The sequence below is a fragment of the Gammaproteobacteria bacterium genome, assembly GCA_021647245.1.
Lineage (GTDB): Bacteria > Pseudomonadota > Gammaproteobacteria > RBG-16-57-12 > RBG-16-57-12 > JAFLJP01.
Genome location: JAKIVC010000014.1, coordinates 1 through 25,400, shown reverse-complemented (window position 1 = coordinate 25,400; position 25,400 = coordinate 1). Strand labels below are relative to the sequence as shown.

At 46.9% G+C, this 25,400-nt stretch carries 22 protein-coding genes, 2 tRNA genes and 3 pseudogenes; 22 read left to right on the top strand and 5 right to left on the bottom strand.

The features are described 5' to 3' along the window. The first annotated feature begins 63 nt into the window (after positions 1 to 63). Positions 64 to 288, top strand: a complete 225-nt coding sequence (locus L3J94_05520; protein MCF6218208.1) for an acetyltransferase — start codon at positions 64 to 66, stop codon at positions 286 to 288. 157 nt (positions 289 to 445) lie between these two features. Here L3J94_05520 and L3J94_05515 read toward each other — a convergent pair whose 3' ends face one another. Next, the gene (locus L3J94_05515) at positions 446 to 772 is read right to left on the bottom strand and encodes a hypothetical protein (GenBank protein MCF6218207.1); all 327 of its coding nucleotides are present in this window, start codon (positions 770 to 772) and stop codon (positions 446 to 448) included. Positions 773 to 1,046: 274 nt separating this feature from the next. Here L3J94_05515 and L3J94_05510 point away from each other — a divergent pair. Further along, positions 1,047 to 1,901: pseudogene (locus L3J94_05510) on the top strand (IS1595 family transposase). A gap of 126 nt (positions 1,902 to 2,027) precedes the next feature. Next, entirely contained in the window at positions 2,028 to 2,714 is a 687-nt protein-coding gene (locus L3J94_05505) for an NAD(P)H-dependent oxidoreductase (GenBank protein ID MCF6218206.1), read from the top strand. On the opposite strand, the gene L3J94_05500 is transcribed toward L3J94_05505, so the two are convergent. Then, positions 2,689 to 3,345 (bottom strand): CDP-alcohol phosphatidyltransferase family protein, encoded by a 657-nt coding sequence (locus L3J94_05500; protein ID MCF6218205.1) that lies wholly within the window; start codon positions 3,343 to 3,345, stop codon positions 2,689 to 2,691. The two genes, L3J94_05505 and L3J94_05500, sit on opposite strands and share 26 nt — an antisense overlap. 116 nt (positions 3,346 to 3,461) lie before the next feature. Between L3J94_05500 and L3J94_05495 the strand changes: the two genes are divergently transcribed. The 11 genes from L3J94_05495 to L3J94_05445 all read left to right on the top strand — a co-directional run bounded on the left by L3J94_05495 (position 3,462) and on the right by L3J94_05445 (position 15,608). Then, on the top strand, positions 3,462 to 3,884 hold the full coding sequence (locus tag L3J94_05495) for an adenylyltransferase/cytidyltransferase family protein (GenBank protein MCF6218204.1): 423 nt from the start codon (positions 3,462 to 3,464) through the stop codon (positions 3,882 to 3,884). A 990-nt stretch (positions 3,885 to 4,874) separates the two neighbouring features. Continuing rightward, positions 4,875 to 6,347 carry an MFS transporter gene (locus L3J94_05490; GenBank protein ID MCF6218203.1) on the top strand — a complete coding sequence of 491 codons (1,473 nt, stop codon included), beginning with the start codon at positions 4,875 to 4,877 and terminating at the stop codon, positions 6,345 to 6,347. Positions 6,348 to 6,455: 108 nt separating this feature from the next. Next, entirely contained in the window at positions 6,456 to 8,159 is a 1,704-nt protein-coding gene (locus tag L3J94_05485) for a bifunctional protein-serine/threonine kinase/phosphatase (GenBank protein MCF6218202.1), read from the top strand. A 190-nt stretch (positions 8,160 to 8,349) separates the two neighbouring features. Further along, the gene (locus L3J94_05480; GenBank protein ID MCF6218201.1) at positions 8,350 to 8,844 is read left to right on the top strand and encodes a DUF2780 domain-containing protein; all 495 of its coding nucleotides are present in this window, start codon (positions 8,350 to 8,352) and stop codon (positions 8,842 to 8,844) included. 43 nt (positions 8,845 to 8,887) lie between these two features. After that, positions 8,888 to 9,739 (top strand): mechanosensitive ion channel, encoded by an 852-nt coding sequence (locus L3J94_05475; protein ID MCF6218200.1) that lies wholly within the window; start codon positions 8,888 to 8,890, stop codon positions 9,737 to 9,739. Between the two features lie 578 nt (positions 9,740 to 10,317). Then, the gene (locus L3J94_05470; protein ID MCF6218199.1) at positions 10,318 to 10,770 is read left to right on the top strand and encodes a recombination regulator RecX; all 453 of its coding nucleotides are present in this window, start codon (positions 10,318 to 10,320) and stop codon (positions 10,768 to 10,770) included. A gap of 68 nt (positions 10,771 to 10,838) precedes the next feature. Then, positions 10,839 to 13,469: an alanine--tRNA ligase gene (gene alaS / locus L3J94_05465; GenBank protein ID MCF6218198.1), complete on the top strand. Its 2,631-nt coding sequence runs from the start codon at positions 10,839 to 10,841 to the stop codon at positions 13,467 to 13,469. A gap of 72 nt (positions 13,470 to 13,541) precedes the next feature. Then, positions 13,542 to 14,762 (top strand): aspartate kinase, encoded by a 1,221-nt coding sequence (locus L3J94_05460; GenBank protein ID MCF6218197.1) that lies wholly within the window; start codon positions 13,542 to 13,544, stop codon positions 14,760 to 14,762. A gap of 229 nt (positions 14,763 to 14,991) precedes the next feature. Next, positions 14,992 to 15,195: a carbon storage regulator CsrA gene (csrA, locus tag L3J94_05455; GenBank protein ID MCF6218196.1), complete on the top strand. Its 204-nt coding sequence runs from the start codon at positions 14,992 to 14,994 to the stop codon at positions 15,193 to 15,195. Between the two features lie 144 nt (positions 15,196 to 15,339). Further along, positions 15,340 to 15,429: transfer RNA gene (locus tag L3J94_05450), tRNA-Ser, on the top strand. A gap of 102 nt (positions 15,430 to 15,531) precedes the next feature. Then, positions 15,532 to 15,608 (top strand) — tRNA-Arg (locus L3J94_05445). A 361-nt stretch (positions 15,609 to 15,969) separates the two neighbouring features. Here the strand turns inward: L3J94_05445 and L3J94_05440 are convergent. Next, positions 15,970 to 17,197 (bottom strand): annotated as a pseudogene (locus L3J94_05440) (ISL3 family transposase). 203 nt (positions 17,198 to 17,400) lie between these two features. Between L3J94_05440 and L3J94_05435 the strand changes: the two are divergent. From L3J94_05435 to L3J94_05425, 3 genes are read left to right on the top strand one after another with little or no spacing between them, the layout of a single operon-like run. Continuing rightward, a complete protein-coding gene (locus L3J94_05435; GenBank protein ID MCF6218195.1) occupies positions 17,401 to 17,730 on the top strand; it encodes a type II toxin-antitoxin system RelE/ParE family toxin in 330 nt (109 codons plus the stop codon). Positions 17,731 to 17,740: 10 nt separating this feature from the next. Beyond that, positions 17,741 to 18,049 carry a putative addiction module antidote protein gene (locus L3J94_05430; GenBank protein ID MCF6218194.1) on the top strand — a complete coding sequence of 103 codons (309 nt, stop codon included), beginning with the start codon at positions 17,741 to 17,743 and terminating at the stop codon, positions 18,047 to 18,049. Between the two features lie 12 nt (positions 18,050 to 18,061). After that, positions 18,062 to 18,397 (top strand): carboxymuconolactone decarboxylase family protein, encoded by a 336-nt coding sequence (locus L3J94_05425; GenBank protein MCF6218193.1) that lies wholly within the window; start codon positions 18,062 to 18,064, stop codon positions 18,395 to 18,397. On the opposite strand, the gene L3J94_05420 is transcribed toward L3J94_05425, so the two are convergent. Both L3J94_05420 and L3J94_05415 read right to left on the bottom strand, forming a co-directional pair. Continuing rightward, the gene (locus L3J94_05420) at positions 18,387 to 18,752 is read right to left on the bottom strand and encodes a hypothetical protein (protein ID MCF6218192.1); all 366 of its coding nucleotides are present in this window, start codon (positions 18,750 to 18,752) and stop codon (positions 18,387 to 18,389) included. The two genes, L3J94_05425 and L3J94_05420, sit on opposite strands and share 11 nt — an antisense overlap. Before the next feature lie 11 nt (positions 18,753 to 18,763). Continuing rightward, positions 18,764 to 19,138: a metal-dependent hydrolase gene (locus tag L3J94_05415; protein ID MCF6218191.1), complete on the bottom strand. Its 375-nt coding sequence runs from the start codon at positions 19,136 to 19,138 to the stop codon at positions 18,764 to 18,766. A gap of 350 nt (positions 19,139 to 19,488) precedes the next feature. Between L3J94_05415 and L3J94_05410 the strand changes: the two genes are divergently transcribed. The 5 genes and pseudogenes from L3J94_05410 to L3J94_05390 all read left to right on the top strand — a co-directional run bounded on the left by L3J94_05410 (position 19,489) and on the right by L3J94_05390 (position 25,206). Next, complete coding sequence (locus L3J94_05410) at positions 19,489 to 20,358, top strand: WYL domain-containing protein (protein ID MCF6218190.1); 870 nt, start codon at positions 19,489 to 19,491, stop codon at positions 20,356 to 20,358. A gap of 11 nt (positions 20,359 to 20,369) precedes the next feature. Then, positions 20,370 to 23,660, top strand: coding sequence for an SNF2-related protein (locus tag L3J94_05405; protein MCF6218189.1), 3,291 nt, complete (start codon positions 20,370 to 20,372; stop codon positions 23,658 to 23,660). A 2-nt stretch (positions 23,661 to 23,662) separates the two neighbouring features. Then, the gene (locus L3J94_05400; GenBank protein MCF6218188.1) at positions 23,663 to 24,346 is read left to right on the top strand and encodes a DUF4391 domain-containing protein; all 684 of its coding nucleotides are present in this window, start codon (positions 23,663 to 23,665) and stop codon (positions 24,344 to 24,346) included. A 95-nt stretch (positions 24,347 to 24,441) separates the two neighbouring features. Beyond that, a complete protein-coding gene (locus L3J94_05395; GenBank protein MCF6218187.1) occupies positions 24,442 to 24,822 on the top strand; it encodes a GxxExxY protein in 381 nt (126 codons plus the stop codon). A gap of 105 nt (positions 24,823 to 24,927) precedes the next feature. Beyond that, a pseudogene (locus tag L3J94_05390) lies at positions 24,928 to 25,206 on the top strand (site-specific DNA-methyltransferase). Positions 25,207 to 25,400: the final 194 nt, after the last annotated feature.

Here is a 25,400-nt window from a genome sequence, read left to right as displayed (position 1 = left end):
AAACAAGCAACCGCTGCTTGAAACAGCCAGCCTCATTAACTTGTTCAATAATGGGAGGGTGTCATGTTTCTTAAATATAACAAGTCAGATGATCTGCTTGAGGTACTCGATGTAACTGAGCTATTTGATCCGTTCAAATCCACGGTATCCGCTCGCTCTCACTGCGGCGAAGAGCTGCAAGAACCTGCTAATTATGCAAAATCAGAACTGATTTTCCCGTCAGGCGAACCCCTGCCACTCTGCTGGCAAGATAGCCACTATGCAAGCGCAACCCATCACACAAAATAGACGAACATGCCAGCCATCACCCATTGGTGGCTGGCTTATAGCCCAGATATTTCGAACTACCCAGGGTATTCGCCTTTTGCCCCAACACCCTATTTTAGACAAAACCTAAACACACTGTATCGCTATTAGAGATATCAGGTTGCGCATCATTTATGAATTACTCAGAGCAGGGGAATCGTCTGATTTCAATCCACGCACCCGTGGAGGGTGCGACGAGGATAATCTTGCCCTTTAGGCCATCAAAATCAACGTAATTTTCTTCGCCTAATTTGATTTTCCCAGTGGCTGAGCCTATGTATGATTGAAAGTCCGCACTAAATTTACCGAAGTCATGGAGCAGACCGATTAATCTTCCAGCACATGGGGCGCCAAGTTTTGAGGCTAGCTGCGCAGAAATATCTCCGACCTCTGTCAGGTGTGTGATTAAAAGCTGTTCATCATTCCCTTTTCTATGGGCAATGAATTGATCGGTAACATTTTCCATTACACGCTCCCTTTCCATGTTCTCGGAAAACATTACCACAAAGGGTATAGGTCAACCTACAACAACGACTCTACCCGTTCGTCCACCTCCCTCGCCTACTCCACCCGCTCGGTTACAGCGTCTTGATGTTAGAGGCAAAGCCTAAACACGCTGTACAGTTATGGGAAATGTCAGGTTATGCATTATTTAGAGTTACCTGATCACCCCCAATCCTCAGCTATTCTCCCAAGAGGTTCTATTCTTAAATGGGTAGGTGTCGAGTGAGGATAAGCCCATGAAAAATAAAATTAAATTTAAAAAAGGCTACAGTTTACCTCGGTTTTTGAAGGAGTATGGGGTAGCGGAGCAATGTCGGAAAGCGTTGTTTGAATGGCGATGGCCGCAAGGTTATCACTGCCCTAAATGTAATAATGAGCGCTACTGCCAGCTCAAAGTATGCCGTGCTTTTCAATGCAATCGCTGCCACCATCAGCATACGCTAACCGGGGGAACTCTTTTTGCTTCAACCAAGCTCCCCCTGACCACTTGGTTTATTGCTATCCATCTACTCACACAGGCTAAAACGGGTCTCTCGGCGCTTGCGCTGCACCGTCAATTGGGGGTCAACTACAAGACGGCTTGGAGTATTAAACACAAGCTGATGCAAGTCATGAAAGAGTGAGGTGATAGTAAGCCGCTTTCAGGTATCATTCAGTTAGATGACGTGTATTGGGGTGGTGAATTCAGGGGAGGAAAACGAGGCCGTGGCTCTCCCAACAAAACTCCTTTTGTTGCCGCTGTATCCGTTGATACAGAAGGCCACCCTATCGCAATGAATATGAATGTTGTTAAGGGCTTTCGATCCAATGAAATTGAACGCGGGGCTAAGAGACACTTACAGCCAGGTAATCTCATTGTCTCTGATGGATTGGCTTGTTTTTTAGCGGTCAAAAAAGCAGGGGGTGATCATACCGTCATTGTCACGGGTGGTGGCCCGGACTGTGTCAGCCTTGAGAGCTTTACTGGGGTGAACACCCTGATTGCGAATGTAAAACGATCAATGGATATGCTACCAAGGTTTGGTTATATTGCCGCGAGAACGCCGCCTATGCCAAATAGGCTTCTAAAGCTGGCTGAGAATTATGGGTAATCAGGAATATTTTTCCTTTAAATTACTGCAAGTTTCTAACCGGACACTACTAAATCAGTTAAGGTTTATGGTCATGATATTAAATCAACCCTGCTTTCCTAACGCGCCAATAACAAGGACTATAATATGATCGATAAAAATAAAATTATTGAAGCTTACAATTATAGGCATGCTTGTAAAGTATTTGATGCTAATCAAAAGATAAATGATGAAGACTTTTCTTTTATCTTGGAAACTGCCCGCTTAAGTCCCAGTTCCTTCGGTTTTGAGCCGTGGAAATTTTTAGTCGTACAAAATATGGGGTTACGGGAAAAACTTAAACGGGTCACTTGGGGCGCACAAGGCACCTTGCCAACCGCTAGTCACTTTATTGTTATCTTGGCTCGCAAGCAAAAGAGCATGCATTACGACAGCCCGTATATTAAACATATGATGCAAGATGTTCATCACTTACCTGATGAGGTTATAAAAACACGGCGTGGTTTTTATAAAAAATTTCAAGAATCTGATTTCAACCTTCTGGAAAGTGAGCGAGCAATATTTGATTGGTCAAGTAAGCAGACTTATATTGCATTAGCTAATATGATGACATCAGCTGCTATGATAGGTGTCGATAGTTGCCCTATTGAGGGCTATAAAGCCAAAGAAATGGAAAGTCTTATGACCGATGATTTTGGTATAGATTGCACTGAGTTTGGCGTGACCTGTATGGTGGCTTTTGGTTATAGAGTGGATGAGCAACGAATCAAAACCCGTCAAGGTATAGATGATATTGTTCAGTGGTTTCCTACCACATCATCCAGCCATAGATAGCGGTTATTCCGAGAGTATAGGCCGCAAGAATGAAGACATTGGTCGGGTTTCCAGACAGTTTAGGTGTTTTTATCTGTGACACATTCAAGGCCGCCAGCCCGACCACGCTGACATAGACAATGATGGAAAAAGCACCGTGACTAAACAGCCCCTCAAACAGAAATATGAACACAAGTATTATGTTGTTGTTATCAAGAGCCAGTCCCGTATATTTGGTGCCGCCAGCAAGACCGAAGGTGGAAAAATAACTGAGTCGCAGCGCACTAGCGGCCAGTATCAAAAATGCACCTAGCAGATAGATAGTCTCGAAATTTCCATAGCTTAAAAGCAGAATAGCAGGCGTGACACCATAGCTAACAATATCTATCAACACATCAAGTTGGCCGCCAAAAATACGGTCATCACCGGTACGCCCTTTCATCCTGCGCGCAATTAGGCCGTCTGCCCAGTCAAAAGCAACCGCCCATATCATTCCAATCATTGCTGCGGCGTAAAGCCCTGAAATACTGAAGTAAATAGCCAAAAGGGTACAAGCCAATCCAAACAGCGAACAAATATTAGGTAAATCTTTAGCGTAGGAGAGAATGGAGTTGGGCTGTAACTCATGAGGTTCGGCGTTTTTCGTGGTCATTGGCATACCTTAATTAATCAGGGTGATTTATAACTTAGACCTTGAATCCGTGAAAAAGTAGATCTGAAGACGTGGTATACTACCACTCTTAACTCAATCTTAGGTGGGAATAATGAATGCTTATATACACGGTAGGTACGTGGGATCTATTACATGTCGGTCACTTGGAATTACTCCAGCATTGTAAAACATTAGGTGACACCGTTGCCGTTGGCGTTGCTTCAGATGAAGTGGTCGCCAGCTATAAGAAGAATACCCCTGTTGTTCCTCTTGAACAGCGGATGAGCATGCTAAAAGCTTTGCGCTGTGTTGACATTGTACGTCCCTACTATGAACTGGAATACGCATCTGCCTGTAAAGAGCTGGGTGTAGATGTTTTTGTTATTGGAGAGGATTGGGGCAAGGAACCTCACAACCTTGAAGTAGAGTCTTTTTTGCAGGCAAGAGGCAAGTCCATCATTCAAGTTACCTACCACCCCCTTACTTCATCCACAAAAATAAAAGAAAAAACCATAGCCCAACTTCAATCAGCTGCATAAATTTCGCAAGCTGTCGCATGGTAATAGTTTTATTTTTTTAGCATACACATCAATGAGTTATAATTACCACGCCTAGGAGGCTGTCGGGCTTAGGTGATCGTAGCGAGGGAAAGCCATTTTGAGTCCATTTTTTTGATTGTTTGAGGCGAATATTGAGCATATTCAACGAAAATGATCGGAGAAATGGGCCTGAATGGCTTTTCTGCAGTAGATTCACCCTCAGTCCGACAGCCTCCTGATATGTATTAACTCGCAACTCATTATTCCAGAAGTCTTTTTTTCTGGAATAATGATTGTCTAATACCATCGGTCTTTATGTATTTACTCGCCAACAATCCATATTATGGATAATTAAGCTGGTGGCGAGTTAATACATAAAGTCTAGATAACAGCCTGCTGTATTTCAGGGGGTTAGAGCTACGCCGTGGGCCTTCGCCCAAAACGCTACTATTGGCGCGGGTAATACTACCGGCCATTGCCGATCGAAAATGCGCACCGAGTCTCATCATACTTCTTACCTTGGTACGTGGCCTACGCCGAATCCAGTGATTCAGATCAACACAGCGTTGACAATCGCTGGCAAGACCAAAATAATTTACCGCTCTATTGCATCCCTGCCATCACGGTGTTCGCATTTCCCTATACGCCCTCCAGCCCCGTAGATATTAGCTGATTTTGAAGAGCTGATATTTCATCGATGCGCCTCAATTGCGATGACTGTATTTCTCAAGCTCTTTGCCCAAAGAGTCGAGAGTGGTATTTACCGATAGCTTTCGACCATTCCATTAAATCTACTGTACTGCATCATTATTCCATAATCGAGCATGGCCCATGTGGTAGGCCAGCTAAGCGCACCAATATGGCTCCTGTAGTGGGGTTTTTCCCTGTAGATCCTCTGTAATTCATTGTTTTGTTTGAAAATTAAATCATGGCACGATATTTGCTTTTTTTGCTCAGAAGTGACTTTTAACTTTTTGCAGGAATTTTTAAATGGCCGGGAACAGACTGAATATACTAAAGCTGGGGCAGGAGAATATCCGAATACTGCACTATACATGGTTTGCCTTTTTTATGACCTTTGTGGTCTGGCTGGGGCTTGGCCCGATGATGCCTTTTATCAAGGAGGCGCTTGACCTTACCGACCAACAAGCCAAGGTGCTGTTGATCCTGAATGTGGCGATGACTATTCCTGCACGTATTGTGGTGGGTATGTTGGTGGACCGGCTAGGACCACGCATTATGTATACCAGCATTCTGGTTCTGGGTGGCTTGGTTAGCATCGCCTTCGCTTGGGCCGATGACTATCAAGAGCTGGCGCTGTTACGCTTTCTTGCGGGTTTCATCGGCGCTGGTTTTGTGGTGGGTATTCGCATGATTGGCGAGTGGTTCCCGGCGAAACAGACCGGTCTGGCTCAAGGCATCTACGGTGGTTGGGGTAATTTTGGTTCTGCGGGTGCAGCCATGACTCTACCCTTTATTGCCGTTGCGATTGGTGATGCCGATGGCTGGCGCTATGCTTTGACCTTCGCCAGTATTGCCGCCATTGCTTACGGTCTTCTCTACTTCTTTATTGTGAGTGATACTCCGAAAGGCTCCACCTATTTCAAGCCGAAAAAGATGGGGGCTATGGAGGTAACCAGTACCGGTGATTTGATCCTCTATATTCTGATGAACATCCCACTGTTTCTGGCGTTGGCGGTGCTCACTTGGAAGCTCTCCCCCGCACAAATGGGTATGATTGACCCGCTAACTACTTACCTTATATATGCTGCGCTGGTGGGCACTTATCTGATTCAGGTATGGAAGATATGGCACGTGAACGGTCACATCATCAAGCAGCCGGTGCCTGAGTTGCACCGTTACAAATTCAAGCAGGTGGCGGTATTAAACTGGGCCTACTTTGTTACCTTTGGAACGGAGCTGGCGGTGGTGTCAATGTTGGCAATGTTTTATGTGGAGTGGTTTGATATTCCGAAAGTGACGGCTGCACTGTTGGCGGGTATCTACCCCTTTATTAACCTGGTAGCGCGCCCAGGTGGTGGTTGGGCCAGTGATGTTATTGGGCGCAAAAAGACTCTGATCATTGTCTTTACCGGTATCACGGCGGGCTTTTTGATGCTGGGCACGGTTAGCCAGGAGTGGCCTGTTTGGGTGGTGGTAGCGATAACGATCTTTGCGGGCATCTTCTCCAAAGCGGGTTCGGGTGCGGTCTATGCCATGGTGCCGTTGGTGCAGCGCCGCATGACGGGGCAGATCGCCGGTATGGCGGGTGCTTTTGGCAATGTGGGTGCGGTCACCTTCCTAACCGTCAACTCATTGGTTGATTACGATGTGTTTTTTATGGTGATTGGCATCGTATCAGCGGTGGTGCTTTTTCTGATACTGTTTGTCTTGGAAGAGCCTGCCGGGCAAATTGCAGAGACCCTGCCCGATGGCACCGTGCAGATGATCGATGTGAAATAAACATTTCACCCATCGATGCATAAACCAGAAAACGCGGTTGCCTCGGCAAGAGGCAGCCGCGTTTTTTATCAACCCAAACAATGATGTAGCCAGCCTATGACAACCCAAATGACACAGCTCACTATCAACGCCGGGCAATACAGCGAAAAAGGCATTAAAGAGCAAAACGAAGATGCCTGCGGCATACTCATTCCCGAAGAGACGCAATTGATTAACAAGGGGATCGTGGTGGCGATTGCCGATGGTGTGAGTAGTGCGGATCATGGACGAGAAGCGGCAGAATCGTGTGTAACCGGTTTTATTAATGACTACTACAGCACCGCCGACTCCTGGACAGCCAAAAACTCGGGCCGAAAAGTGCTGGGAGCGATTAATCGCTGGTTGTATGGGCAGGGGCAAAGTGCACTCTCCGGGCAGGGGATGCTCACTACTTTTTGTGGCCTGATTCTTAAATCGACTACCGCACACCTGTTTCATGTGGGTGACAGCCGCATCTATCGCCTGCGCGATGGCGATTTGGAGCAGCTTACCCGCGACCACCAAAGCTGGGGAGGGGCTGAAAAGGCTTTTTTAAGCCGTGCCATGGGTGCAGATTCGGGCGTTGAAATTGATTATCGCAGTGAGCCATTGGAAGAGGGTGACCTGTTTTTTCTCAGCACCGATGGCGTGCATGAGTTTATCAGCCACAAAGAGCTAAAACAGCTGCTCACCGAGTTGCGCAGCCACCCCGAGCGAGCGGCGCGCACCATCGTGACCCGCGCACTGGAGCACGGCAGTCATGATAATGTCACCTGCCAGGTGATCGACATTGCAGCACTACCTTGCCAAAATCAGCAGGAGTTTTACCAGCATCTCACTGAGCTCCCGTTCCCCCCTACGCTGGAAAACGGCATGATTTTGGAGGGTTACCGAATTCTTCGTGAGCTGCACGCCAGCAGTCGCAGTCAGGTCTATCTGGCGCGTGATGAAGAGAGTGGCGAGTCGGTTGTGATTAAAACCCCATCCGTTAATTTTGAAGATGATGCTGAGTATATCGATGGCTTTCTGCATGAAGAGTGGGCAGGAAAACGTATTAATAGTAACCATGTTTTAAAAATGATCGAACCCAAAAAACCACGCCGCTTTCTCTACTATGTAAGCGAATTCATTGAAGGGCAAAATCTGCGCCAGTGGATGAATGATAACCCCGATCCGCCACTGGATGATGTGCGCCGTATCATGGAGCAGGTTTGCTCAGGTGTTCGAGCCTTTCACCGACTGGAGATGTTGCACCAGGATCTTAAGCCTGAAAACATCATGATAAACAAAGATGGTGTAGTGAAAATTATCGATTTTGGCTCTACCCGTATTGCCGGTATTCAGGAGATTGCCAGCCCGATAGAGCACGGCAAACTACTGGGCACCTATGATTACGCCGCGCCAGAATATTTTATCGATCAACCCAGTAGTAACTGCTCAGATATCTACTCACTGGGTGCCATCAGCTACGAAATGCTGACCGGCCAGCTCCCTTATGGCCGCGCACTCTCACAGCGCGCACTCAAGCGAATCCGCTACCATCCAGCCCATGAAATTAACAGCAAAGTCCCGCGTTGGATGGATGCCGCGCTGGAAAAAGCGTGCATGATCAACCCGCAACGCCGTTACCCGCTACTCTCTGAATTTACCCACGACCTGTGGCACCCCAACGCCTCGCTGCAATCGAAAGAGTTTCAGCCTCTACTGAAAAGAAACCCGCTGGCCTTCTGGCGAGCCAGTGCGTTAGCGCTACTGACTAGCAATCTGGTGCTGCTCTATCTGTTGTTGAAATAACGCCTCTCTATACGTGAGTCATAATATAACTTCAGATAGAAATGCCTGCACCATATTTTACCACGTGTTTTTTGAGGTATGACCTAAGCTCACGCATTAGGTAATATGTAGGAATAGCTCACAATTTTTCCCCGAGAAAAAGAGGCTCTGGGAGTCAATCTTAAAAAACCGAACCAATAAAGGGAACACTATGAAAAGAAAACTATTAGGCAGCTTTTTCATTCTGGCGCTGATCATGACGGTTAACGGATGCTCCTCTATCCCAGGATTAGGCGGTGGGGGTGATTCAGCCGCAAGCAATATGGGTCTGGTCAATTTGCTGACTAGTCAGTTGGGTGTCTCTAATGACCAAGCGACGGGTGGTGCGGGCGCGCTGCTTGGCTTGGCCAAAAATTCTTTGAGCTCCAGCGATTTTGCTCAGGTCAGTGACTCCATTCCCGGTATGAGTTCCCTGTTGGCGGCTGCTCCAAAGAGTTCAGAACTGAGCGATAAGCTTGGGGGCGTGGGTGATATGTTAGGTGGCAGCGCTAAAAAAGCCACTGGGTTGGGCGCTGCTGCGGGTAGCTTTTCAAAGTTAGGGTTAAGCCCGGATATGGCGGGAAAGTTCGCCCCAGTTATCATGGATTACGCTCAATCTAATGGCGGTGATAGTGTTATGAATCTGCTAAAAAGTGTCTGGAAGTAAACATTAAAAAATCTATTAAAATAATGGCAGTGGAGGCGACAAAATGAGTGAAATCGATAGTGCCGTACAACAGATGGAAGTTCTCACATCAAAGGCTTATGAGTTAGGTCTGGAGTATGCTCCCAAGCTGGCTCTGGCCATTATAACGCTGATTATTGGCCTGCTCGTTATCAGAGGTGTCGGCAAGGTGCTGCGGGCTTCAATGGAGAGGTCAAAGGTAGACCCCACCCTGGTTCCCTTTATAACCAGCCTAGTGGGTTGGATACTCAAGCTACTGCTGTTCATCTCTGTGGCCTCGATGATCGGCATCGCCACCACCTCCTTTATCGCAGTTTTGGGTGCGGCTGGTTTGGCGATTGGCTTGGCACTGCAAGGCAGCCTTGCTAACTTCGCTGGGGGTGTTTTGATCATGATCTTTAAGCCCTACAAAGTGGGGGATCTGATCGAATCACAAGGGCTTTTGGGCGTGGTAAAAGAGGTTCAAATCTTCAATACCATACTCACCTCACCGGAGAACAAGCAGGTTATTATTCCAAACGGTGCTGTCTCAAATGGCTCGATTATTAACTATACCGTTGAAGGAAAAATACGTGTCGATCTGACCATTGGCATCGCTTACGATGCGGATATTAACCAGGCCAAATCAGTACTGATGGAGGTCTTGACCAAGCATGACAAAGTCATTGCAGAGCCTGCTCCTTTCGTCGGCGTACTGGAACTGGCAGATAGCTCAGTCAACCTTGCCGTAAGGCCCCACTGTTTGCCTGAGCACTACTGGGATGTTTTCTTTGATGTTAATGAAAAGATGAAAGTATCGCTGGATCAAAATAGCATCACCATCCCCTTCCCACAGCGCGATGTGCATTTGATTAAACCTGGCGCGCTCCCAGAGTAAGTTTGGCTGGGTTTCCGGGTTCCCGCGATTCTTCGTGAGAACCCGCGCTATGTCACCTCGTTCTACGGCTGTTTCTTAATAGATAAAAATATGCTAACGTCTATTTAACAAAAGAAGAACAAAAAAGTAACTACCACATCCTCCCCCGGATACTTAGCGGCTCCTCCTCGCCGCTTTTTTTTCTCTTTTTCTAATGACCATCCCTAATAACGCCTACTCCCCAGACAGAAATACGCATACAAGCTGCTAATTACACATTAAAACCAAAAAAAGTCGCCGAACCTACCGGTGGTGGCGGTAACATTTGCTGTTAAATCAATAGACAAGTTAAGTTGTACGCAATGTATGAGTTATTCCCGCTTGCACCCATTTGTCGTCTATTTGCCCTCTTTGCAGCTACCCTAGACTTTATGTATTAACTCGCCACCAGCTTAATTATCCATAATATGGATTGTTGGCGAGTAAATACATAAAGTCCGATGGTATTAGACAATCATTATTCCATAAAAAAAGACTTCTGGAATAATGAGTTGCGAGTTAATACATATCAGGGAGTACCCTTCAAAGGGTGTAATTAAATGGGACAACCCCAACAACAGGCCGAGGCTCGCCAGCATGCCATGTTGCTATTGGCTCGTCGAGAGCATGCGCGTTTTGAATTGGTTGTAAAGCTGTCGGCTAAAGGCTTTGAGTCATCACACATCGAGTCTACTTTGAACAGTCTCGAGAGTGAAAATTTATTGAGTGATAAACGTTTTGCAGAGTGCTACATTCGTTCCCGAGTTAACAAAGGGTATGGGCCATACCGCATTCGCATGGAGTTGCAAGCGCGCCAAGTTGATGATGAAATTGTAAATGAGCTTTTGTACCACGGTTGGGACTGGGGTGAGCGGATTATCGAAGTGCGTAGGAAACGTTTTGGTGATGTGCCAGTGACAGATATAAAGATGCGAGCGAAACAGCAGCGCTTTTTGCAATATCGCGGCTTTAGCTCAGAGCAGATAAACGCCGCGATACGGCAGGATGATTAGGCGAGAACTTTGTAGTAAGTGGATGCAGAGCGCTGTAGGCATACGCCACAAACCAAGAGAGTTGTGAAATGAAGAGTGCAGCAATACGTAAGGCATTTCTGGAGTTTTTCCATAAACGCGGGCATAAGCCGGTGGCGAGCAGTTCATTGGTGCCGGGTAATGACCCCACACTGCTTTTTACCAATGCGGGTATGGTTCAGTTTAAAGAGACATTTTTAGGCCTAGAGGATAGAACTTACCATCGTGCGGTCTCTTCGCAGCGATGTGTACGCGCAGGTGGTAAGCACAATGATTTGGAAAATGTAGGCTATACCGCACGTCACCATACTTTTTTTGAGATGCTGGGTAATTTCAGCTTTGGCGATTACTTCAAGGAAGAGGCGATACAGTATGCGTGGGAATTTCTGACAGAGGAGCTGAAGCTGCCCAAGGAGAAACTTTGGGTGACAGTCTATAGCGAAGACAGTGAAGCGGCTGATATCTGGATTAAAAAAATGGGTATTAGTGAAGAGCGGCTGAGTCGAATCGGCGATAAGCCTGGTGGAAAAAAATATGAGTCGGATAACTTCTGGTCAATGGGTGATACTGGCCCTTGCGGCCCTTGCTCAGAAATATTTTATGACCACGGCCCTGATGTTGCGGGTGGCCCACCAGGTACACCGGAAGAGGATGGTGATCGCTATATTGAAATATGGAACCTGGTCTTCATGCAGTATGAGCGTGATGCGGACGGTACTCTGCGCCCACTGCCCAAGCCCTCAATCGATACGGGTATGGGGCTTGAGCGTCTCGCAGCAATTATGCAGGGTGAGCATAACAATTATGACATTGACCTGTTTCGCAACCTCATTCATGCGGCCGCAAAGTTAACTCATACTGAAGACCATAGCCATAAATCACTGCGTGTAATTGCAGACCATATTCGTGCTTGCTCATTTTTGGTGGTTGACGGAGTGGTACCTTCCAATGAGGGGCGTGGCTATGTGTTGCGCCGGATTATTCGTCGCGCCATTCGCCACGGTAACAAATTAGGCACCAAAGGGCCTTTTTTTAATAAGCTGGTGGGTCCACTCTGCGAGGAGATGGGGGAGGCCTATCCTGAGCTGAATAAGCTTCGCGAACATATTGAACGTATTTTGAGTATGGAGGAGGCACGCTTTGCGGAGACCCTTGAGCAAGGATTGCAAATTCTCGAATCAGAAATAAGCAAACTTGACGGTGATATTATTCCGGGTGATGTGTTGTTCCGTCTATATGACACCTATGGCTTCCCTGTCGACTTAACCGCGGATATTGCACGAGAGCACCAATTGGGGGTTGATGAGGCGGGGTTCGACGTTGCGATGACAGCCCAGCGTGAACGTGCCCGGGCCGCCAGTTCATTTGAGGGGAGCTTTGGTAAGAAAATTGAGTTGCAAGGCCATACCGATTTTTTAGGCTATGAGCGCTTAACGGTTGAGGCCAAGGTGCTCTCCATCTACAAGTCGGGGAGGTCAGTTGATACGCTAGACGAAGGTGAGCAGGGGATGGTGGTGTTGGATAGAACCCCCTTTTATGCAGAGTCGGGCGGGCAAGCGGGTGACGCTGGGCTGCTGAGTCGAAAGGGTGTGCGCTTCGAAGTAATTGACACCCAAAAACAGGGTGCAGCGGTGTTCGGGCATCTGGGTAAGCAGCTGAGTGGATCGCTAAAAATAGGTGACAAAATAGATGCTGATGTCAATGCGGCTACTCGTCGTCGCATCGAGTGTAACCACACCTCAACTCACCTGTTGCATGCGGCGTTACGTGTGACCCTGGGCGAACATGTTGCACAGAAAGGGTCACTGGTTGAAGCAGAGCGCTTACGTTTTGATTTTTCACACTTCGAAGCGATAAATACCGAACAGCTGTCGGCTATTGAAGTGCTCGTGAATAGCCAGATTCGTGCGAATTATCCCATTGAAACCAAGGTGATGACCCCCGATGATGCGGTCGCTGAAGGTGCCATGGCGCTCTTTGGTGAAAAGTATGGCGACTCAGTGCGTGTCTTACGGATAAGTGACTTCTCAATGGAGCTATGCGGCGGTACGCATGTAGAGCGTGCCGGTGACATTGGTTTTTTCAAAATCGTCTCAGAAGGCGGTGTTGCGGCGGGTGTGCGCCGAATCGAAGCCGTTACAGCAGAGGGTGCTCTGCGGTGGGCAAACGAAAGTGATGCCATACTGGTTGAAGTTGCGGCGCGGGTAAAAGCAGCGGGTCGTGATGATGTTGTCGCAAAAGTAGAGCAGCTGTTGGAACGTACTCGGGGCTTGGAGAAGAGCCTTACCACGGTTAAAGCAAAGCTGGCGAGCGCAGCAGGTTCTGATTTGGCCTCACAGGCAGTTGATGTTGGAGGGGTTAAGGTGCTAGCTGCAAAGCTTGAAGGGGCTGATGCCAAAGGGTTGCGTGAAATCGTTGATCAATTAAAAAATAAGCTCGACTGTGCGGCCGTCGTCGTCGCTTGTGTTAATGACGGAAAAATCAGCTTGGCAGCCGGTGTTACAAAAAATGCGATAGATCGCATCAAAGCTGGCGAGCTGGTAAATCAGGTGGCTCAGCAGGTGGGCGGTAAAGGGGGTGGTCGTCCTGATATGGCCATGGCGGGCGGAAATCAGCCTGAAAACCTGGACCAAGCACTACTATCTGTTCAAAATTGGGCAAAACAACAAATTATTTCGTGAAATTGTGTAGGAAATTTCCTACAATACCGGCAAAGGATGGAAGGGAAGACCCTTACCATGTAAAAACAGATCATGGCTCTGATAGTTCAAAAATATGGCGGCACCTCGGTTGGCACCACAGAACGCATCGTAAGTGTTGCTGAAAAGGTAATTAAAGCCAAGATGCAAGGGAATGATGTAGTGGTTGTGGTCTCTGCCATGAGTGGAGAGACAAATCGCTTGATCGAACTTGCCAGTGATATATCTGCGCAGCCAGCGGCACGAGAAATGGATGTGCTGGTCTCCACGGGTGAGCAAGTGACCATTGCGCTGTTGACAATGGCGTTGAGTGCGCGTGGTTGCCCCGCAATATCATATACCGGTTCACAAGTGCGTATCTTGACCGATAGCACGCACAGTAAAGCGAGAATCAAAGAGATCGACGGTTCACGTATCAGCCGCGATTTATCATCGGGCCGGGTAGTTGTCGTTGCCGGTTTTCAAGGTATGGATGGTAACGGCAATATCACAACGCTTGGGCGTGGCGGTTCAGATACCTCTGCGGTTGCCATTGCGGCGGCACTAAAGGCAGATGAGTGCCAGATATATACGGATGTTGATGGTGTCTACACCACCGACCCCCGGGTGGAGCCTCGGGCGCGTCGACTTGAACGTATCACCTTTGAAGAGATGCTTGAAATGGCGAGTCTGGGTTCAAAGGTGTTGCAGATTCGTGCGGTAGAGTTTGCAGGGAAATATAATGTACCGTTACGCGTGCTTTCAAGCTTCACTGAAGGCGAGGGTACCTTGATCACCTATGAGGAAGATGGCGTGGAAGAAGCACGAATTGCAGGAATTGCATTTAACCGGGATGAAGCAAAATTAACCGTATTGGGCGTGCCCGATCATCCCGGTGTCGCTTACCAAATATTAGGCCCCATTGGTGAGGCTAATATTGAAGTGGATATGATTATTCAAAATGTTGGCCGAGATGGAACAACAGATTTCACCTTTACCGTGCACCGAAATGATGTGCAGCGGGCCGTTGAAGTGCTCAACAAAGTAGCCAATGATCTCGGTGCGCGGGAGGTGAATAGCGATGACTCAATTATTAAGCTTTCGCTGGTGGGTGTTGGCATGCGCTCCCACGCAGGCATTGCGAGTAATATGTTTGAAATTCTCGCAAAAGAAGGTATTAACATAAAGATGATTTCGACCTCTGAAATTAAAATTTCAGTGGTTATCGATGAGAAATATCTGGAACTGGGCGTTCGTGCACTGCACGATGGTTTTGGTCTGGAAAAGACAGCCTAGGAGTGGCTGTATCAGGGTGGCGGGTGTTTTTTTATATTAATTCACCTATAATTTGTAAGGCACTAAGATGGAGCTAGTATTAGGATGATGGTGCCCCTAAATTTTAATGTTAACAATTGTTGACAATGAAGCTGTGACATTAAGCTCGAAAAAGAGCTATATTAGTCGATAGTTATATTGCGTTTGGTGATATCACAGTTTTGGATGTAGTTGTAAAGGAGAGATGTAAATGTTGATTTTAACCCGTCGAGTGGGCGAGACCCTGATTATTGGTGATGATGTTACCGTGACTGTACTCGGTGTAAAAGGTAATCAAGTACGGATTGGTGTGAATGCTCCAAAGGATGTATCAGTTCATCGTGAGGAGATTTATGAGCGTATTCAGCAAGAGAAAGCACAACAGGCTACTGCAGCAGCTGGTGAACAGGATTAGTTTTTGATCGCTGGTTTTATGGCAGTCAGTAGGTAGTTTGAACGGCGGAGTCGCAAGACTCCGCTTTTTTATGAAAAAATATCAAATAAATTCGAGATTTAGCTTTTATCTTGGTAGTTTTTTTGCGAGAATACGCCGCATGTTGGAGAGCTGGCCGAGTGGCTGAAGGCGCACCCCTGCTAAGGGTGTATAGGGGTAACTCTATCGAGGGTTCGAATCCCTCGCTCTCCGCCATTATTTATTGATTTTATTGGAAAAACTCCCCCGATAAATAGAAGATATAATGAGTTGACATGTGCTTGTGAAATTAGCATAATGCGCAACTCAGCGAACAATGCGCTCGTAGCTCAGCTGGATAGAGTACCTGGCTACGAACCAGGGGGTCGCAGGTTCGAATCCTGCCGAGCGCACCATTTTTTAGTAACAAACACAGTCGGTTACGAGATATTCTCTAGCCGACTTTTCTTTTGGTTAAAGTCAGCGTGGGCGTTTCGTGGACACCCCGTTGACCTTTAGTCAAACAAAGTCGATTTACCTCTTCAAGTAGTTCCGCGACTTCAAGCCGAATAGTCGGTCGTGATGTCACCATTTGTGTGCCCTAGCAGCACTCTCCTTGTTTCGTTGGATACACCAACGGATCGGAGCCGTCTTCCAAAAGTGTGCTTTAGATTGTGTACTCCTCTAGTCACATTTCTACTGACTGGAAGCTTAGCCTCCCTCCAAGCTCGTTTCCAACCTGTGTTATTCATTTTCCCCACGCGATAACCTTTGGCTCTATGTGAAATAGAGTGGGTAATTGAACTTTAGTTTTCCACAAATAAAATAAACCATATTGATGAAATTATCGATATTACGATAACCTCTTGCTCGACGTTTGGCGAGCTGAACCTTGCTGTTGATGCCTTCAAGAATTCCGTTGGTGATACGGCTTTCAACAAAATGAATAATCCCGCTCCAATGTGCTTTGATCGTCCTGGGGAATTTTTCAAAAGCAGGTATTTTTGCAGCCTACTTCGCCGCACCACTGCGCCAGAAAAGCCTCTGCTGTTTGTTTGTCTGGCATGCCCCAAAGATCGTTAAAAAGCTCTTTTAAACGATAGGCTTTTCCTAACGTAGGATAGAGGGTGATCATTTCAGAGAGCGCATTTTCCTGCTTGTCTGATAAGTTATTTCGATTTCTTAAAAAGGTGTATTTGTGGCCTTTTAGCTGGTCGTGCTCTTTACGTTCGGCCATTCGAACTTGGTTCATTGCTTCATTGAGAATCTTAACAACATGAAATCGGTCAAGTGTGATTTGTGCCTTTGGAAATGACACCGCCGCTCCTGCAATGAAGGATGGGGATAAGTCCATGCTGATCTGCTGAACCTGTTCTTTCTCAACGCCTTTGCTCTCCAGGTGCTTCTGGATGCTTTTGATGGTTGCTTTACCCTTGCCTTCGGTGACATGAATCACTCGAGACTCATCCAGATCAACACCCAGTGTCAGATATTTATGGCCTTTTTTTGATGACGTTTCATCAACCCCGAGCTTACTTATAGAGGATGCATCATCCACTTCTTTTGCTTGACTGATCCAGTAGTTGAACAAATTACAGACTCGCTGAGGGTTGACCTGGAGCATCTCGGCGACTCGATTGACAGGCATTTCTCGCTCAATCAGTGCCAGAGCCAATGCTTCGAATAGCAGGGCAAAGCCACTGCCTGGTCGTGACCAAGGAACCTCGATAGTTTGCACTTTTTTGTCTGTGGTGATGATGCGTGGTACGGCGCAATGAAGATAACAAATGTGCTCAAAGAAGCTGAGGTGTTGCCACTTTCTGGGGACGGTGTCATGCACTGAGCACAGTTCTCCCGTCTTGTCAGGAAAGCGAGTTCCCGATATAAAACCAATATGTAAATGGAGCTCTCTGCTTCCGTTTTCATTATCAGTAAAGGAGATATCTTTAACTTCCCAAGGAGTTTGCAGGCTCAACGCCATGCTGAATAAATGTGCGCTGCTCATGGTTGTCGATTATGACAGCTACCCACTACAAATCACATAGAGCCAAGCATTTTTGACGAATGAGTAGGAGCAGAACTGTTCTGTCTACATGACTAAGGGATGTGAATGTGCGGATCCCAGTGCTATCCATTTAATTTATAAGAGAATTGTTTGGTTGGTATGGCGGGGTTGTGTTACTCGTATCCTAAAGGATACAATTGATTATGCCGATAACTGATATTATCCACGAGTATTTGGATTCTGGAGGCCGTTCCCCTTATGGGATCTGGCTGGCATCGCTGAGTGACCCTCGGGCAAAAGCGAAGGTCATCATGCAAGTGGATCGGATGGAGCTAGGGCTATTTGGTGACTCCAAGCCCGTTGGTGAAGGCGTGAGTGAGTTGCGTATTCACTATGGCCCAGGTTATCGCGTCTACTATGCAAAAGATGGTGTGAATATTTATCTTCTGCTGTGTGGTGGTGATAAATCCACTCAAAAGAAAGATATCAAACGTGCTTTGAAGTATTGGTCAGAGCACAAAAGTGAGAAGTGAGGTGAAATTAATGGCGACCCGTAACGTACGACAAACACATACAGAGATGCTGAAAGACCTGGATGTTGCCAGTGAATATCTAAATGAAGCACTGGAAGGTGATGACCCTGCCGTTGTGTTGATGGCGCTACGCAATATTGCGGAAGCGCAAGAAGATGGTATTTCCGGTCTGGCGGAACGAGCCTCGCTCGGTCGTGAGAGCATGTATAAAATGCTCTCCAGCAGCGGTAATCCAAAACTTTCCAGCTTCGTTAAGCTTGTGCATGGTCTTGGGTTGAAAATTCAGGTGCAGCCCGATACCGGCCACGCTTCTCGTTAATGGCTACTGGGTATGTTGACGGAAAAACAACAACAAGCCTATGAGCAGTTCTACGAGTCCACCCACGATAATGAGTTTCTGGACGAGAAAACAGAACTGCTTGTCGGGCTTGCGGCAGCTATGGCGCTCGACTGCGCGCCTTGTAGCAACTACTATCTAGGGAAGGCAAAAAGTGCGGGTATCAAGAAAGGAGAAGTCTCCGAGGTACTGGCTAAAGTGATGGCGGTTTCGGCAGGTCAAAAGCGGCTTCAATTTAATTGGGCTGCGAACAAGCCCGAGTGCATGATGCTCGGCAGGGTAGTGGCCTGGGAATATTGCCTCAGTGGCGGCCTTGTAATTAATGGGTGAGGTGTGTTCTCCAATATTGGCCCCATATAGAAGAATATGGCTTTTTTTGTTGGGTGTAATTGATGCCGCCAGATCGACTCTCTCCTCGTGATCTTTTTTCATCTTTAAGAGAAGCGAGACAGAATATTTTTTCCCCATCCTTGTCTTCGTCGATTAATGTATGGCATTCATGACATGCCAACATGAGGTTTCTTAGGTCGTTGATATGCTCCTCATCAATTTCTTTAGTCACTCCATTTTCCCATAGGCGTTTGTTGCAGCCCTCAAATTGACAGCGCCCAGCTGATTTTCCCCACAGCATCAATTGAACAGGAAGCTTGATATGGCGATTATGGGTAACTTCCTGTTTGCTCACAGTGATATCCCTCAAAGCTTGCCAATAACGGGAAGGGATCGACTAGAGAAAGAATCAACCACCAAGTGGCTAATATATGCACCAGTAGCGACTAGCGCGAAGCCTCGAAGTAAGGATTCCCAATCATTTTCAGATTCCCAGTTATAGGCTTTTTTGAACGCGTATCCTGTGGCGCTTAAAAAGGCAATGCTATGAAAGAACTGCCTGTGATGAGGGTTTCTCAAAGAAGGCTCGATGGTGTCAGGCAGTTTCCCAAAAAATGCACCGACGCCCACAGCCGTAAGAGGATGATGGCTAATAGCGTTTGATTTAGCAGGGTGATCGGCTAGTGCAACGGCTAATCCTGTTAGTCCACCAACGACTAGGTGTGTTTTTCCATTCGCCATGGTTACTTCTCTTTCCTAACACCCTTGAAAGGTGTCTTGTCAGTTGTTTTAACGTCCATAAAACGACCAGTGTCGCTATCCCGCTTCACGTAGTGCCCCGAAGGGGTTTGTGTTTGGGAGCGGCCTCGAACAGCGCCGTTTCTGTGATCGTCACCTTTGGGAGGATTGGTAGCCATGATTTTTGATTCCTATATTTTGTGAGTTAACTAAAGCCTTTCTTTAGTTTTACAAATCATAATAGGATCATATTGATCTTGTAAAGAACAAAAAAGATGCAAGGATAAAAAAGATTCGCAAGACGGATGTTTTTAGGGCAAAATACCTCTGGTAGTGATATTAGAGGGGTTAGAGTGATACTTTCAGACATTAAGCAAGCTCAAAGAGAGCGCCTGCTGCATATAGACTTCCGAGCCTATTTTTTGGGGGATGTGGGGCGGAGTGACTTAATCAAGCGCTTCGGAATAAAGTCGGCGGCGGCTACGCGGGATATCATTATCTATAATGAGTGTGCGCCTGATAATTTAAGTTATGACACAAAAACAAAGTCTTATCTGCGTACCGATGGCTTTAAACCTTTATTCGAATACAACTCCTCTCAGGTATTAGCATCGCTATCACAAGGGGTCGGTGAGGGCTTTGTTGAGCCTCAGCATTCGATCCTTGCCTGTGAAACTCCGTCAAAACTCAATAAGCCAAAGTTGGATGTACTTTCTGTTATTACCCGCGCTATTCATCAGCGCAAAGCGGTGAAAATAGAGTATTGCTCAACGAGTTCTGGCTCATCTAGTCGAGAAGTTGTTCCTCATGTGCTCGTTGATAACGGTTTGCGCTGGCATGCGAGAACCTATGACCGGAAAAATGGCCGGTTTGGAGACTTTGTTATCACCCGGATCACTAAGGTGAAGCTGTTGGATGAGCCTGTTCAGGAACATGAAGACTTAAAGCACGATATTCAGTGGAATCGCATTGTTGAAATGGAGTTGGTACCACACCCCAACATTAAACACACGCAAGCGATTGAGTTGGATTACGACATGATTGACGGGGTGCTCAAACAAAATGTGCGGGCGGCAGTTGCAGGTTATGTGCTCCGGCGTTGGAATGTGGATTGTACTGAAGGCCACAGCCTGAAGGGTGGAGAGTATCAATTGTGGTTACGTAATAGAGCCGCATTGTATGGCGTGGGAAACCTGACGCTTGCTCCAGGGCACGATGGTTAAGGGAGGCTGGTATGGATTTTATTGATAATATAAACCAGCTCTTAGGAGACAACCTGAAGCAGACCATCAAGCCGGGTGCTAGGCTGAAAATTGCGGCCTCCTGTTTTTCTATCTATGCCTATGAAGCCTTGAAGAGAGAGCTTGAAAGCATTGAATCACTGGAATTTATATTCACATCCCCTACGTTCGTGCCAGAAGAAGTTACCGATAAGGTCAAGAAAGAACGTCGAGAATTTCTTATCCCAAAGAATGAACGGGAACGTAGTATCTACGGCACCGAGTTTGAAATACAGCTCAAGAATAAACTGACTCAACGGGTCATAGCCAAAGAGTGTGCAGACTGGATGCGGCGCAAAGCTCGTTTTCGCTCCAACCGCACCCAAGCCCCTATGCAGCAATTCGCCAGCGTACAAAATCAACAGGCTGAATCTGTCTATCAACCATTGCAAGGGTTTACAGCAGTAGATCTGGGTTATCAGCAAGGCGATGCCGTTTCCAACTTTGTGAATAAAATGGATGATCCATCCATGACGGGGCGATACATCACCCTGTTTGATCAAATTTGGAATGATACTGACAAGCTGGATGACGTAACCGACAGGCTGCGTGACCACATCGCCTCGGTCTACCGTGAAAACTCGCCTGAACGCATCTACTTCCTGATGCTTTACAACCTGTTTAATGAGTTTCTGGAAGATATTTCAGAAGATGTATTACCCAATGAGCGCACCGGTTATCAAGACACACTTATCTGGAGCAAGCTTTTCAACTTCCAGCGCGATGCGGCCACCGGCATCATCAACAAGCTGGAAACATACAGCGGTTGCATATTGGCAGATAGTGTTGGTTTAGGGAAAACTTTTTCAGCACTGGCGGTGGTTAAATACTACGAGCTGCGCAACAAGTCTGTGCTGGTGCTATGCCCTAAAAAATTGGCCGACAACTGGCTTAACTACAATAGCAATCTCACCACCAATATCTTTGCTAAAGATCGTTTTAATTACGATGTGCTTTGCCATACCGATCTACAACGCACCTCGGGTGACTCCTTTGGAATGCCGCTTAATCGTATCAACTGGGGCAACTATGATCTGGTGGTGATCGATGAGTCGCATAACTTTCGTAACAACGATGTCTATAAAGATCGTGAGACCCGTTATCAGCGGTTGATGAATGCCGTCATCAAGGCGGGGGTAAAAACCAAGGTTTTGATGCTCTCGGCCACGCCGGTTAATAATCGTTTTACGGATTTAAAAAACCAACTCGCGTTAGCCTATGAAGGCGATTCTGAAAATCTCACCAAAAAACTACGTACCGAAAAGGGTATCGATGAAGTTTTTCGCAAGGCACAAGCCGCTTTTAACCATTGGACGACATTGCCAGCGGAAGATCGCAGCGCCGGGGCGATATTGAATGCCCTGGATTTTGATTTCTTCGAGCTGCTAGATAGCGTCACCATTGCCCGTTCGCGTAAACATATTGAAACTTTTTACGATACGGCTGAGATTGGGAAATTCCCTGAGCGCCTCAAGCCAATATCAGTTCATAGCCCACTGACACAACGTGAAGATGTTATTGGCTTCAATGAAATTTTTGCCCAACTTTCATCGTTGAATCTGTCGGTGTATGCGCCGGTTAGCTATATCCTGCCGAGTCGCTTAGCCAAATATGAAGCGCTTTACGACACCGAGGTAGAGGGTGGCAGAGGTAAACTGCGCCAAGTAGACAGAGAAAGAAGTCTGCAAGCACTCATGACCACCAATCTTCTCAAACGTTTGGAAAGTTCGGTTCACGCCTTCCGCATGACTTTGCAACATCTACAACGTCGCCACCTAAACACACTAGAAAAAATAGACGAATTCAACAAAACAGGTAGTGACACCGATTTTGACGATATCGCCACCGCGTTTGAAAATGCTGAATTTGACGACGATGACCTGCCGAATTTGGACGATGCCAGCCTTGATGATACGACCATTGGTAAAAAGATCAAAATCAGCCTGCATGATATGGACTTGCCCGCCTGGCAGCACGACCTCAGCGCTGATTTAGTGGTTATTGAGGCCCTGCTGGATGAAATGCACAAAGTGACACCACAGGATGATGCCAAACTTCAACACCTCAAAACACAGATCGAAAGCAAGCTGGCCTCGCCGATTAACCCCGGTAATAAAAAGATCATCATCTTCACCGCCTTTGCAGACACGGCAAACTATCTTTACGACAACATTGCAGCACACACGCTCAAAACACGTGGCCTGCACACGGCTAAAGTCACTGGCAGCGATAGCCCTAAATCGACGCTTAAAAAAGGCTACGACTTTCAATCACTGTTAACCCTGTTCTCACCCATCTCCAAAGAAAAAGCCGCCGTGTTACCTAACGAACCTGATGAGATAGATATTCTCATTGGTACCGACTGCATCTCCGAAGGCCAAAATCTGCAAGATGGTGATTACCTGATTAACTACGATATTCACTGGAACCCGGTGCGTATCATTCAGCGCTTTGGGCGCATCGACCGTATCGGTTCCAAAAACAAGTGCATCCAGCTAGTGAACTACTGGCCAGACATCACGCTTGATGAATACATCAATCTCAAAGAGCGGGTTGAAAATCGCATGGTCATCACCGACCTCACGGCCACAGCAGATGATAATGTGCTCAATACCCAATCCAATGATGTCTCCTACCGCAAGGAGCAGCTACGTCGTTTACAGGATGAGGTGATCGAGATGGAAGACCTCAAAACCGGTGTCTCCATTACTGACCTCGGTTTGAATGACTTCCGCATGGATCTGCTTAACTACATCAAGCAAAATGGCGATCTGGCCAATATGCCCAGCGGTATGCACGCGGTGCTACCCGCCGATCCTGAACGGGGGTTACTGCCGGGGGTGATTTTTGTGCTGCGTAATCGCAATCACGGCATCAACATCAATCAGCAAAATCGCCTACACCCATATTATCTGGTCTATATGGGGCAAGACGGCGAGGTACTGATCAACCACACCGAAGTCAAACCGTTGTTAGATAAAGTGCGTGCTGCCAGCAAAGGTCGAAATCAACCACTGCAAGCGGCCTGTTCCATCTTTAATCAGGCCACCCAGGATGGGCGCGACATGGCGGTCTATTCCGAGTTGCTCGATCAAGCTATCGGTTCCATCATTGAGCTAAAAGAAGAGAAAGACATCGACAGCCTTTTTTCGGGGAGTAGTGCTAGCACTGCGCTACGCAATACCATCAGTGGTTTGAATGATTTTGAGTTGATCTGCTTTATGGTGGTACAGGCCACGCCATGACGATGAATATGCCAATCCAAATGACAGCACCGCTCTATCAATTCCCCGCCAAAGCGGCCTATAACAAAGTGATCCCCAAGGCTAAAATTTACCAGCAAGCCAAGGTCGGGCAGAAGTTAAAAGAAAAATTTGTCCGTCAGTTGGATAAAATCATTTGGCGCTATGTGTTGGCACCTGAAACCATCAATCTGCCCGCTAAGCAGGGCATTGCTGAAATTGCCGTGATCGAATTACGGCTCAAAACGCCAGAGCTGGATGACGCGGTGTTATATGCGATTGATAAACGCGTGCGTATTCCTATCATCTATCAACTGCTTTATAACCAGCAGATTAAAACGGTTGTTGGCTATAAACGCCCCAGCGATGCCGATGCCAAGCTCTGGGTGGTCGAGGCCTATTTTGCCAGCGAGTGGCAGCCAGAAAACAGCCCAAGATTTGAACTGCCGGTGGCGCTGAATTTAGCCGCGCTGTATGAGCAGCTTCTGCAAGCGGTTATACCGTATCCACCGCGCCAAGGTGAAAACCTCAAAGAACAGGTGGCGCGGATACAATCGCTGTGCGCTCAGCAGCAAGCCTGTAAAAAACTGGAAACACGAATGAACAGAGAGAAGCAGTTTAATCGAAAGGTCGAGCTGAATACCGAACTACGAGAGCTAAAGCAAGCAATTGAAAGATTAAAAGCATGAACCACGAAATACACGAAGAACACGAAAGGTAAAGCAAAGAATATTATGTTTTGTTTTCGTGTATTTAGTGTATTTCGTGGTCAAGAGAGATTTTAGTGGATAAAAAATTATTATTTAAGGACGAGGCTTATGCTATTCAGGGCGCGATTTTTGAGGTGTATCGTGAAATGGGTTGTGGTTTTTTAGAGGCCGTTTATCAGGAGTGTTTGCAGCGTGAGTTAAGTGACAGAAATATCCCTTTTGTTACCCAGCCCATTTTGTCGCTTAGCTATAAAGGGAATAATCTTGAACAGCGTTATCAGCCAGACGTTATCTGTTATGACAAAATCATTCTTGAACTGAAAGCGGTTCAAGAGATTGCGCCAGCGCATGAGGCGCAGTTGCATAATTACTTGAAGGCCTCAGGGTTAAGGCTGGGGCTGTTGGTGAACTTTGGGCATTATCCTAAGGTGCAGATTAAACGAATTATTTTATAAAATAATTGACCACGAAATACACGAAGAACACGAAAGGTAAAAGCAAAAATAATGATGTTTTATTTTCGTGTATTTAGTGTGTTTCGTGGTTAAAAAGAGGTTTGAATGGAAAAGCTAAAACTACACAGCCCGGATTTTACCGAAGAGAATATTGCCAAGCTGGCTGAACTGTTTCCCGGCTGTGTCACCGAAGCAGAGGACGAAAAAGGGCAACCAAAAAAGGCCATCGACTTTGATCTGTTGCGTCAGGAGTTATCCAGCAACATCGTTGAAGGCCCGCAAGAGCGTTATCACCTCAACTGGCCTGGTAAGCGTGAAGCCTTGCTTACCGCCAATGCACCTATCGCTAAAACCCTGCGTCCTTGTCGTGAAGAGAGTGTAGATTGTAAGCGCATAAACAACAGCACACTTGCGCCAGTACAGCGGGTAAGGTTGGCGAATTTAGTTTCTTTGATGAGAGCGGGAATTCAAATGCTGGTTGCGAGCGGTATCTATTGTGCTAGATTGACCAATGACAGGGGTGCAGTGGTGTGGAGACAGGGAGTTTCTTAAGTCGGTATCGTCGGCAAGTATCCTCA

Excerpts from the sequence above, each read along its gene's own strand:
- L3J94_05520 (MCF6218208.1), top strand. The coding sequence starts at position 64 with ATGTTTCTTAAATATAACAAGTCAGATGATCTGCTTGAGGTACTCGAT.
- L3J94_05515 (MCF6218207.1), bottom strand. The coding sequence starts at position 772 with ATGGAAAATGTTACCGATCAATTCATTGCCCATAGAAAAGGGAATGAT.
- L3J94_05505 (MCF6218206.1), top strand. The coding sequence starts at position 2,028 with ATGATCGATAAAAATAAAATTATTGAAGCTTACAATTATAGGCATGCT.
- L3J94_05500 (MCF6218205.1), bottom strand. The coding sequence starts at position 3,345 with ATGACCACGAAAAACGCCGAACCTCATGAGTTACAGCCCAACTCCATT.
- L3J94_05495 (MCF6218204.1), top strand. The coding sequence starts at position 3,462 with ATGCTTATATACACGGTAGGTACGTGGGATCTATTACATGTCGGTCAC.
- L3J94_05490 (MCF6218203.1), top strand. The coding sequence starts at position 4,875 with ATGGCCGGGAACAGACTGAATATACTAAAGCTGGGGCAGGAGAATATC.
- L3J94_05485 (MCF6218202.1), top strand. The coding sequence starts at position 6,456 with ATGACACAGCTCACTATCAACGCCGGGCAATACAGCGAAAAAGGCATT.
- L3J94_05480 (MCF6218201.1), top strand. The coding sequence starts at position 8,350 with ATGAAAAGAAAACTATTAGGCAGCTTTTTCATTCTGGCGCTGATCATG.
- L3J94_05475 (MCF6218200.1), top strand. The coding sequence starts at position 8,888 with ATGAGTGAAATCGATAGTGCCGTACAACAGATGGAAGTTCTCACATCA.
- L3J94_05470 (MCF6218199.1), top strand. The coding sequence starts at position 10,318 with ATGGGACAACCCCAACAACAGGCCGAGGCTCGCCAGCATGCCATGTTG.
- alaS (MCF6218198.1), top strand. The coding sequence starts at position 10,839 with ATGAAGAGTGCAGCAATACGTAAGGCATTTCTGGAGTTTTTCCATAAA.
- L3J94_05460 (MCF6218197.1), top strand. The coding sequence starts at position 13,542 with ATGGCTCTGATAGTTCAAAAATATGGCGGCACCTCGGTTGGCACCACA.
- csrA (MCF6218196.1), top strand. The coding sequence starts at position 14,992 with ATGTTGATTTTAACCCGTCGAGTGGGCGAGACCCTGATTATTGGTGAT.
- L3J94_05435 (MCF6218195.1), top strand. The coding sequence starts at position 17,401 with ATGCCGATAACTGATATTATCCACGAGTATTTGGATTCTGGAGGCCGT.
- L3J94_05430 (MCF6218194.1), top strand. The coding sequence starts at position 17,741 with ATGGCGACCCGTAACGTACGACAAACACATACAGAGATGCTGAAAGAC.
- L3J94_05425 (MCF6218193.1), top strand. The coding sequence starts at position 18,062 with ATGTTGACGGAAAAACAACAACAAGCCTATGAGCAGTTCTACGAGTCC.
- L3J94_05415 (MCF6218191.1), bottom strand. The coding sequence starts at position 19,138 with ATGGCGAATGGAAAAACACACCTAGTCGTTGGTGGACTAACAGGATTA.
- L3J94_05405 (MCF6218189.1), top strand. The coding sequence starts at position 20,370 with ATGGATTTTATTGATAATATAAACCAGCTCTTAGGAGACAACCTGAAG.
- L3J94_05400 (MCF6218188.1), top strand. The coding sequence starts at position 23,663 with ATGAATATGCCAATCCAAATGACAGCACCGCTCTATCAATTCCCCGCC.